Source organism: Streptomyces colwelliae (genome assembly GCF_048158785.1).
Classification (GTDB): domain Bacteria; phylum Actinomycetota; class Actinomycetes; order Streptomycetales; family Streptomycetaceae; genus Streptomyces.
In genome coordinates this window covers 1-9,835 of the sequence record NZ_JBLTJC010000373.1, presented here as the reverse complement: position 1 = coordinate 9,835, position 9,835 = coordinate 1, and the positions used below count along the sequence as shown (strand labels likewise).

Sequence of the window (9,835 nt, the reverse complement as noted above, 5' to 3'; positions counted from 1 at the left end):
CCCCCCGTCTCCTCGGATGCACGGTGTTGGCCAGTAGCACCAAGAACGTGTCCGTAGCCGGGTCCAGTACCAGCGACGTCCCCGTGAAGCCCGTGTGCCCCACTGCGCCGCGCCCCGCCAACTCCCCCATGAACCACGCCTGATCGACCCCGAAGCCCAGACCGGGCGGGGTCAGCAGCAACTCCACGAAGTCGGATCCCAGGATGCGGGCCGGGCCGTAGGAACCGCCCGCCAGCAACGTGCGGCAGAAGATCGCCAGGTCGCGGCCCGTCGAGAAGAGGCCCGCGTGGCCCGCCACGCCACCCAGTGCCCACGCGTTCTCGTCGTGGACGACGCCCCGCAGCATGCCCCGGTCGGCCTTGGCCCAGGGGCGGCGTTGGTCCTCCGTGGCCGCCGCGCCCGGGCACGGGCCGAAGTCCGTCGACGTCATGCCGAGCGGGCGGGTGATGCCGTCGTGGATGAGGACGTCGAGCGTGCGGCCGCTGATGCGTTCCAGGACGGACTGGAGGAGGAGCAGGTTCAGGTCCGAGTAGACGTACTCGCCCGGCTCCGCCACCGGCGCCTCCGCGCGCAGCATCGCCAGGCGTTCCGCGTCGTCCGCGCAGTCGTAGAGCGGGAGTTCGGGGCGCAGGCCCGAGGTGTGGGTGAGGAGTTGGCGGACGGTGATGCCGTGCCGGGCGGCGGCCCGGAAGTCCGGCAGATAGGCGCCCACCCTGGCGTCTATGCCGAGTGTGCCCCGCTCGATCTGCTGCATCGCGGCCACCGCCGTGAACAGTTTGGTGAGGGAGGCCAGGTCGAAGGGGGTGTCCACCGTCGCCGGGACGCGGGAGGCGAGGGGCAGTTCGATGCCCCGGTCCGTCTCCGGGTCGTAGGCGGAATACCGTACGGCCCAGCCCGCCGCCTCCTCCACGGCGATCACCGGGCCGCGGCCGGCGACCACGACGATGCCCGCCGCCCAGGGGCGGTCGCCGGTGGTGAGGGCGTGGACGTCCCCGATCAGGTGGCGGAGTTCCTCGGGGTCGAGGCCGGCCCGTTCCGGTGTGTCGTTGCGCAGTCTCGGGGCGCTCAGCTCCCCACTCCCTCCGCGGTCGTACGTGTGTTCCAAGGACGGCACATTCCCACGAAGCAGGCCACCGCCACCAGTGCGGCCACCAGTTGGACGACCGCCATCGGGACGGCGGTGTGCTCGCCCGCGATTCCGACCAGTGGGGACGCCACCGCGCCTATCAGGAAGGACGACGTACCCAGCAGGGCGGAGGCGGAACCCGCGGAGTGCCTGGTGCGCATCAGCGCCAGGGTCTGGGCGTTCGGGAGCGTCACGCCCATCGCCGACATCAGGACGAAGAGCCCGGCCGCCACCGGGGCCAGGCCCACGTCCCCGAACGTTCCCGTCGCCATCAGCAGCAGCGCCGTCGCCGCCAGCACCACCACCGCCAGGCCCGCGCCCAGGACCTTGTCCATCGAGACCCTGCCCACCAGCAGCTTTCCGTTGATCTGGCCCACCGCCACCAGACCGACCGAGTTGATGCCGAAGAGGAGGCTGAAGGTCTGCGGGGAGGCGCCGTAGATCTCCTGGACGACGAAGGGGGACGCCGAGATGTACGCGAACAACGCGGCGAAGGCGAAGCCGCCCGTGAGCATGTAGCCCGTGAAGGGGAGGTCCGCGAGGAGGGTACGCATCGAGCGGAGGGCCTCCGCCGTGCCGCCCCCGTGGCGGTCCTCCGGGGCGAGGGTCTCGGGGAGGCGGGTCCAGACGAGGACGGCGAGGGCCGCACCGACGAAGGTCAGGATCACGAACACGCCCCGCCAGTCCGTGACCCGCAGGATCTGGCCGCCCACCAGCGGCGCGACGACCGGGGCCACCCCGGAGACCAGCATCAGGGTGGAGAAGAAGCGGGCCATCGCCACGCCGTCGTAGAGGTCGCGTACGACCGCTCTCGCGATGACTATTCCGGCCGCGCCCGCCAGGCCCTGGACCAGCCGGAAGGCGACCAGGGATTCGACGTTCGGCGCGATCGCGCACAGGGCCGTCGCCACGACGTAGACCGCCAGGCCGGTCAGCAGCGGGCGTCTGCGGCCCCACCTGTCGCTCATCGGGCCCACCACCAACTGGCCCAGGGCCATACCCGCCAGGCAGGCGGTGAGCGTGAGCTGGACGGTCGCGGCGGGGGCGTGCAGGGCGCGGGTGACCGCCGGGAGCGCGGGGAGGTACATGTCCATCGACAGCGGTGGGGTCGCGGTGAGGCCGCCGAGGATGAGGATGACGAGGAGGCCCGCGCGACGGGTCGCCCTGAGCGACGACGGTACGGCGGACTGCGGCACGGCCTGCGCCTGCGCCTCCTGCTCGGGCATGTGCCCCTCCCTCTCCGGGTGATCCGCCACCTATGCTCTCAGCTCGTACAGGGTGCCGAGGGTCTGGTGAGCGAGGGTGGGGCCGCGATGACGGAGCAGAGGGTGCGCTGGGGAGTCCTGGCCACCGGTGGGATCGCGGCCGCGTTCGCGGCGGAGCTCGTCGATCTGCCGGACGCCGAGCTGGTCGCGGTGGCCTCGCGGACGGAGGCCTCGGCGAAGGCGTTCGCGGAACGGTTCGGGATCGAGCGGGCCTACGGCGGCTGGGACGCGCTGGCGAACGACGCGGACCTCGACATCGTGTACGTCGCCACCCCGCACTCGGCGCACCGCGCGGCGGCCGGTCTCTGCCTGGAGGCCGGGCGGAACGTGCTCGTCGAGAAGGCCTTCACCCTGAACTCCCGCGAGGCCGGGGAACTCGTGACCCTGGCCCGCGAGCGCGGCAGCTTCCTGATGGAGGCCATGTGGATGTACTGCAATCCGCTGGTACGGCGGCTCAAGTCCCTCGTCGACGACGGTGCGATCGGTGAAGTGCGCACCGTCCAGGCCGACTTCGGGCTCGCGGGGCCCTTCCCGCCCTCACATCGGCTGCGCGACCCGGCACAGGGCGGGGGCGCGCTGCTGGACCTCGGGGTGTACCCGGTGTCGTTCGCGCATCTGCTGCTCGGTGAGCCCGCCGACGTGAAGGCGTCGGCCGTGCTCTCCCCCGAGGGGGCCGATCTCCAGACGGCGGCCCTGTTCTCCTGGGACAGCGGCGCGCTGGCCGCGCTGCACTGCTCGATCGTCGGCGGTACGGGGACCTCGGCGTCGGTGACCGGTTCGCTGGGCCGGATCGACATCCCGGACGGCTTCTTCCACCCGGAGCGGTTCGTGCTGCACCGGGACGGGCGCGACCCCGAGGAGTTCGTCCTCGACCCGGCGGACGGGCCCCGCAACACGCTGCGGCACGAGGCGTCGGAGGTGATGCGGGCGCTGCGGGCCGGTGAGAGCGAGTCGCCGCTGGTGCCGCTGGAGGGCACCCTCGCGGTGATGCGGACGCTGGACGCGGTCCGGGAGCGGATCGGCGTGCGGTACCCGCAAGAAGGGTGACTCGTAGGCTGCGGCCATGAACGCTGAGGAATCGTCGAGGATCGCCGTGGTGACCGGTGCCGGCTCCGGCATCGGCCGCGCGGTCGCCGTGGAACTGCTGCGCGCGGGCTGGTCGGTGGCGCTGGCCGGCCGCCGCACCGGGACGCTGGAGGAGACGGCCGCGCTGGTGCCCGAGGGCGCCTGCATCGCCGTAGCGACGGATGTGGTGCGGCCGGAGGACGTGGACGGGCTGTTCGACGCCACCGTGGAGCGGTTCGGGCGGGTCGACCTGCTGTTCAACAACGCGGGGACCTTCGGGCCCGGTGGGGTGCCGGTGGAGGAGTTGCCGTACGACGCGTGGCGGCACGTGGTGGACACCAACCTCAACGGCGCGTTCCTGTGCGCGCAGGCGGCGTACCGGCGGATGAAGGAGCAGGTGCCGCAGGGTGGGCGGATCATCAACAACGGGTCCATTTCCGCCCATACGCCTCGTCCGCATTCCGTGGCCTACACGGCGACCAAGCACGCGCTGACGGGGCTCACCAAGTCGCTGTCGCTGGACGGGCGGCCGTACTCGATCGCGGTCGGGCAGATCGACATCGGGAACGCGGCGACCGACATGACGGCGCGGATGGAGACCGGGGCGTTGCAGGCCAACGGGGCGGTCGCCCCGGAACCGGTGATGGATGTCGCGGATGTGGCGCGCACCGTGCGGCACATGGCGGAGCTGCCGTTGGGGGCGAATGTGCAGTTCGCGACGGTGTTGGCGACCGCGATGCCGTATGTGGGCCGCGGCTAAGTCGATTCGCACAAACGGAATTTGACCATCCGCGCCATTGCGCCCGGTTGCTGACCTATGCTCAACTCTCCTCCACCAAAGCTTCACACTTGGAGCACGGGGCTTCCGCACTTCCGGAGCCCTTGGTTCCGCAGGCCACACCGAGGGGGGAGAGGCGACAGTCGTTCCACGGCCCGGGTGGGGGTGGAGCCCGCGTGGGACCGCGGGTTACGCACCGGACCGTGGAGCGGCTGTCGCGTCACATCAACTCCCGTCGAGTTCCCGGGACTTGGCCGCCGCTACGGCCGCCCGTCGCCTGCGCAGCGCGAACGCGCCGCCCGTGAACACCGCGACCGCACCCGCCGCGCCGCCCAGCAGGGGCCAGGGCGAGGGACCGTCCGACGAGGCCGCCGCGGCACCGGTGGCGCCCGGCGCCCCCTTGGTGCCCTTCCCCGACGGTGTCGGGCTCGCGACCGCCCCGCCCTCGCTCAGCGGATCGACCAGCGCGCCCACCGCCGGGGCCGAACTCCCTTTGCCGAAGCCCCAGTCGAGGAGCGCGGCGGTCTCCTTGTAGACCTCGTTGCCGCCGTTCGCGGGGTGCATCACGGTGACCAGGAGGGTGCGGCCGTCGCGGGTGGCGGCGCCGGTGAAGGTGTTGCCGGCGTGGCTGGTGTAGCCGTTCTTCACGCCGATGATGCCCCGGTACGGGCGCAGTCCGTAGGCGCCGCTGAGCAGGCGGTCGGTGTTCTGGATCTGGAAGGTCTTCTTACCGCCGGCCGGGAAGTTCGCGGTCCTGGTCGAGCAGTAGGCGCTGAAGTCGTCGTCGTGCAGCCCGTGCCGGGCGAAGAGCGTGAGGTCGTACGCCGACGAGACCTGCCCGGGATGGTCGAAGCCGTCCGGGCTCACCACGTGCGTGTCCAGGGCCTGGAGGTCCTTCGCCTTGGCCTGCATCTCGGCGACCGTCCGCGCGATCCCGCCGTTCATGTGGGCCAGCACGTGCACGGCGTCGTTGCCGGACCGCAAGAAGACGCCCTGCCACAACTGGTGGACGCTGTACAGGATCCCGGGCTTCACGCCGACGAGGCTGGAGCCGGAGGGGACGTCGGCGAGATCCGCGTCGGTCACCCGGTAGGTGCGGGTTCGCTCGAACTTCCCCAGCACGGTGTCGGCGAACAGCATCTTCAGCGTGGACGCGGGCGCGAGGCGCTGGTGCGCGCGGTACGAGGCGAGCACCTCGCCCGTCTTGTGGTCGGCGATCAGCCAGGAGCGGGCGGTGAGCTTCTTGGGCAGACCGGAGGCATCGCCCACCTGGATCCCGTCGCGGGCCAGACGCTCACCGCCTATCACCGTCGCCGCGGACGCGGGAGCGGCCGCCGCCAGGGGAAGAGCGGCGGCGGTCAGGCCGAGGGCGGCACGCCGGGTGAGCCGAGAGGAATCGCGCATCCCGGGACCGTACAAAATGAGGCCGCGCGCGTACACGGCGGGGTCCGCGGCGGGGCGTCGAAGGGATGATCGACACCCCATGTCAGCAGGCCATTGAACAGGGGTTTCCTGGCAGGAGACCCTCCACAGCTTAGGAATGAGCTGTCTGACGCAATTCTGATTTCGGACCCCTTTTTCTCAGGCCAGACACATCCTTTACTCAGGTCGACTCAAAGGTTTCTCCATAGCTTGTGGCCGCGCCCACAGCGGGCGCCAAGAACCTTTGGGGAATGGGATGTTTGGCATCTATCTCAAGCGCGAGCTGGGCCGGCGCAAGAAGGCGGCCCTGGTCATCGCGATGGGTCTGGCGCTCGGTATCGCGCTGGTCATCACCGTCAACTCGGTGACGGCCGGCATGAATCAGGCTCAGGACAAGGTCCTCAAGTCTCTTTACGGTCTCGGAACTGACATGACCGTGACCAAGGCGCAATCGGCCCCCAAGGCCGGCAGCTCGCAGGGTCCCAGCTTCAAGTTCGGCGCCACCTCCTCCAGCAGCACCTCGCAGAGCACGGACCGGGTGAACACGCAGGGCGGTCAGGCCCTCGCGTCCTCCCTGGTCACGAAGGTCGCCTCGCAGAAGGGCGTGTCCACCGCGGTCGGCGCGCTCACCCTGAACGTCACCAAGGTCGACGGTTCCTTCACCCAGGGCAAGGCCAAGTCCTCCACCACGTCCGGCTCTTCGGGTTCCTCGCAGCAGGGCGGCCCCGGCGGCGGCACCGGCACCGGCAGCACCGCCGCGCCGCAGGTCCAGGGCGGCGGCGCCAACTTCAACGTGAACTCGTACTCGGTCGCGGGTATCGACGTCACCAACCAGACGCTGGGCCCGCTGTCCACGTCGAAGATCACCACCGGCAAGACGTTCACGACCGCGCAGACCAACGCGAAGGTCGCGGTCGTCAGCAAGTCGTACGCCAAGACGAAGAAGTACAAGGTCGGTTCGACCTTCTCGATCTCCGGCACCAAGTTCACGGTCATCGGCATCGCGACGCCCAACAGCAGCGAGTCCACGATCGACGTGTACGTGCCGCTGAAGCAGGCGCAGACGCTGGGCGACTCGAAGAACAAGGTCACCACGATCTACGTCAAGGCGACCGACTCCAAGCAGATCTCGACCGTCAAGACCACCATCCAGAAGAACATCTCGGGTACGACGGTCACCACCTCCGCCGACCTCGCGTCCACCGTGTCCGGTTCGCTGTCCACCGCCTCCAACCTCGCGACCAGCGTGGGCAAGTGGCTGTCGATCGCGGTCCTGATCGCCGCGTTCCTCGTCGCCGCGCTGCTCACCTCGTCGGCGGTCTCGCGCCGGGTGCGTGAGTTCGGCACGCTGAAGGCGCTCGGCTGGCCGAGCCGCAAGGTGACCCGGCAGGTCGTCGGCGAGTCCATGGTCAACGGTCTGATCGGCGGCGGCCTCGGTATCGCCCTCGGCCTCCTGGCGGCCTACACGGTCACCGCGATCAGCCCCAAGCTGACCGCGCAGCTCGGCTCCACCGGCGGTGGCGGCGGCCAGGGCGGTCCCGGCGGCGGTCAGGGCGGCGGCCCCGGCCAGCAGGCCACCTCCAACACCCTGGAGATCGCCCTGAACGCGCCGGTCTCGCTCACCACGATCGCCCTCGCGGTGGGCCTGGCCGTCACCGGCGGCCTGATCGCCGGCGCGATGGGCGGCTGGCGTGCCTCGCGGATGCGTCCGGCGGACGCGCTGCGCAGCGTGTCGTAGCGCGGCCGTGGTGGCGTGGTCCGGCGGAGGTGGCTCGTAACGCCGCCCGCCGCCGACCGCGCCGCACCCCCTGATCCGGGGCGCCGCCACCGTTCCCCCCGGGCGGCGGCGCCCCGACCCTCTTCTTCACAGACGTATCGACGGAGATCCCATGTACAAGCTCACCGGCGTCACCAAGCGCTACTCGCGGGGCAAGGAGACGGTCGAGGCGCTGCGCGGCGTCGACCTCACGATCGAGGACGGCGACCAGCTCGTCATCCAGGGCCCCACCGGCGGCGGCAAGTCGACGCTGCTTCAGATGATCGGCGGCCTGGACCGGCCCTCCGAGGGCAGTGTCGAGCTGGACGGCGTCAACCTCGCCACCATCAGCGAGGCCAAGCTGACCCGGCTGCGGGCCGAGAAGATCGGCATCATCTTCCAGTCCTTCAACCTCATCCCGACGCTCACCGCGCAGGAGAACGTCGAGACCGCCCTCGTCCCGCTCGGCGTCAAGCCCGCCGAGCGCCGCGAGCGGGCCGCCGAGGCGCTCTCGTCGGTCGGCCTCGGCGACCGCCTCAAGCACGCCCCGTCCGAACTCTCCGGCGGTCAGCAGCAGCGCGTCGCGATCGCCCGCGCGCTGGTCAAGAAGCCGAAGGTGCTCCTCGCCGACGAGCCCACCGGCAACCTCGACGAAGGCACCCGCGACGACATCATGGGCCTGCTCGAAGGCCTCTGGCACGAGTACGGGCTGACCTTCATCATGGTCACCCACGACTCGTCGATCGCCCGCCGGGCCCCGCGCCTGGCCACCATCAAGGCCGGCCAGATCACCCTCACCGAACAGGGCCGCGGCAACGGCCAGTTCACCCCTCAGCAGCAGTACGCGGAACACGGCAACCAGGGTTACTGAGCCCACCTGTTCGTCCCGCCGGGGCCGTTCACCTGCCGAGCACGCGGTCGATCTCGACCAACTGCCCGGCGGTGAGCGGCCCCTTCGCGATGGCGCCCGCGTTCTGCTCCGCCTGCGTGACCGAGCGGAAGCCCGGGATCGGGACGGTGCGCGGGCTGCGGGCCCAGAGCCAGGCGAGGGCGCCCTGGGCCGGCGTACGGCCCTCGGAGGTCAGGATCTCGCGCAGGGCTTCCACGCGGGCGACGTAGTCCTCGTCGGCGCCCGCGCCCTGTTTGAAGCCCTGCATCCAGGACGGGGGCGTGTTGCGGATGTCGCCGGCCTCCAACTCCCGTCCCGGCGCCTGCTTTCCGGTGAGCAGGCCCATCGCGAGCGGGCTGCGGTTGATGCTGGCCAGGCCCAACTCCTCACACAGGGCGAACATCTCAGGCGCGTCCTGCAACACGTTCGCCGCGTGCTGTACGGCCGCGCAGTGCTCCCCCTCGGCGAACACGGCGGCGCGGGCCGGGTCGTCGGTGCTCCAGGCGTAGGCGCGGATCAGCCCCTCCCGCACGAACTCCTCGCACTGGTCCCGGAGTTGGGCGGCACGCCCCAAGTCGGCGTCGGACAGGTGCAGTTGGTACAGGTCCACGTGGTCGGTGCCCAGGCGCTCCAGCGACGCGGTGAGCGCGCGGCGGGCGTACTCCGGGGAGTCGTCGGCGCCGGTGAGCGTGCGGGTCTGCTCGTCGAAGACGTTGCCCCACTTGGTGGCGACGACGACATCGTCCCGGCGCTTGCCGAGCGCGCGGCCGAGGACGCGTTCGCTGTGCCCCGCGCCGTAGGTGTCGGCGGTGTCGAAGAACGTCGCGCCCAGATCGAGGGCGCGCCGAACCGCCCGTACGGACTCCTCGTCGTCGACCTTGCCCCAGCCGAGCGGCTGCCCGCTCGTGTCCTGCCACTCACCGCCGATCGCCCAGCAGCCGAAGCCGAGAGCGCTCACGTCGATGCCACTGCGTCCTAGGGTCCTGATGTTCGACTTCGTCTCCATGCCTGTGGACACTAGGAGTTGGAGCGCACTTCAAGGCAAGGGCTTTTCTGCTTTCCACGGCGGCTTTCTACGGGAGCTTTCTACGTCGGTCAGGCCTGGCCCGTCTCGAAGCGGGCGATCCTGCCGTCCTCGCCGACCGTGAAACTCCACCGGGTGCGCATCTCGCCCCACGCGTCGTTGGAGTAGCGGGCGAGGAGGGCGCGGCCGCCGTCGGACTCCCGGTCGACCTGCATGTGGCCGTGGGAGGAGAAGATCTCCCGGTCGATCCACTCGGCGAGGTCACGGTCGGAGCCGTCGTCCGCCATCGTCGCGCCCGGCGCGAGCAGCGCCAGGAAGGCGTCCCGGTCATGGGCGTTGACGGCGCTGACGAACGCCCGGACCGCCGGATCGCTGAGTTTGGCTGTCTCCCCCAGGGCGACTTCGACGCCGACGAGTCCGCGATCACGGTCGGCGTGGAGCTGTTCACCGCCGCCGCGCTGATCGACGGCGCGATCTGACCGGAACGCCGTGGAGGCACGGCCGCATCGT

General features: G+C 70.7%; 9 protein-coding genes. 4 read left to right on the top strand and 5 right to left on the bottom strand.

Going from position 1 to position 9,835, the window contains the following annotated elements; all coding sequences use genetic code 11:
- A partial coding sequence (locus tag ACNFOC_RS44335) for a serine hydrolase domain-containing protein (RefSeq protein ID WP_416964677.1) occupies nucleotides 1-1,114 on the bottom strand: 1,114 nt, incomplete at its 3' end.
- Nucleotides 1,066-2,352, bottom strand: coding sequence for a multidrug effflux MFS transporter (locus ACNFOC_RS44330; protein WP_416964676.1), 1,287 nt, complete (start codon nucleotides 2,350-2,352; stop codon nucleotides 1,066-1,068). The genes ACNFOC_RS44335 and ACNFOC_RS44330, both read right to left, overlap by 49 nt.
- Nucleotides 2,353-2,439: 87 nt before the next feature.
- On the opposite strand from ACNFOC_RS44330, the gene ACNFOC_RS44325 reads away from it, so the two are divergent.
- Both ACNFOC_RS44325 and ACNFOC_RS44320 read left to right on the top strand, forming a co-directional pair.
- Complete coding sequence (locus ACNFOC_RS44325) at nucleotides 2,440-3,438, top strand: Gfo/Idh/MocA family protein (protein WP_416964675.1); 999 nt, start codon at nucleotides 2,440-2,442, stop codon at nucleotides 3,436-3,438.
- Between the two features lie 16 nt (nucleotides 3,439-3,454).
- Complete coding sequence (locus tag ACNFOC_RS44320; RefSeq protein ID WP_416964674.1) at nucleotides 3,455-4,216, top strand: SDR family oxidoreductase; 762 nt, start codon at nucleotides 3,455-3,457, stop codon at nucleotides 4,214-4,216.
- Between the two features lie 243 nt (nucleotides 4,217-4,459).
- Here the strand turns inward: ACNFOC_RS44320 and ACNFOC_RS44315 are convergent, their stop codons facing one another.
- Complete coding sequence (locus ACNFOC_RS44315) at nucleotides 4,460-5,638, bottom strand: D-alanyl-D-alanine carboxypeptidase family protein (RefSeq protein WP_416964673.1); 1,179 nt, start codon at nucleotides 5,636-5,638, stop codon at nucleotides 4,460-4,462.
- Between the two features lie 274 nt (nucleotides 5,639-5,912).
- On the opposite strand from ACNFOC_RS44315, the gene ACNFOC_RS44310 reads away from it, so the two are divergent.
- Nucleotides 5,913-7,394 carry an ABC transporter permease gene (locus ACNFOC_RS44310; protein WP_416964672.1) on the top strand — a complete coding sequence of 494 codons (1,482 nt, stop codon included), beginning with the start codon at nucleotides 5,913-5,915 and terminating at the stop codon, nucleotides 7,392-7,394.
- A gap of 151 nt (nucleotides 7,395-7,545) precedes the next feature.
- Nucleotides 7,546-8,283, top strand: coding sequence for an ABC transporter ATP-binding protein (locus ACNFOC_RS44305; RefSeq protein ID WP_366092237.1), 738 nt, complete (start codon nucleotides 7,546-7,548; stop codon nucleotides 8,281-8,283).
- A 28-nt stretch (nucleotides 8,284-8,311) separates the two neighbouring features.
- On the opposite strand, the gene ACNFOC_RS44300 is transcribed toward ACNFOC_RS44305, so the two are convergent.
- Together ACNFOC_RS44300 and ACNFOC_RS44295 are read right to left on the bottom strand one after the other, a co-directional pair.
- On the bottom strand, nucleotides 8,312-9,307 hold the full coding sequence (locus ACNFOC_RS44300; RefSeq protein ID WP_416964671.1) for an aldo/keto reductase: 996 nt from the start codon (nucleotides 9,305-9,307) through the stop codon (nucleotides 8,312-8,314).
- 89 nt (nucleotides 9,308-9,396) lie between these two features.
- Nucleotides 9,397-9,720: a nuclear transport factor 2-like protein gene (locus ACNFOC_RS44295; RefSeq protein ID WP_416964678.1), complete on the bottom strand. Its 324-nt coding sequence runs from the start codon at nucleotides 9,718-9,720 to the stop codon at nucleotides 9,397-9,399.
- Nucleotides 9,721-9,835: the final 115 nt, after the last annotated feature.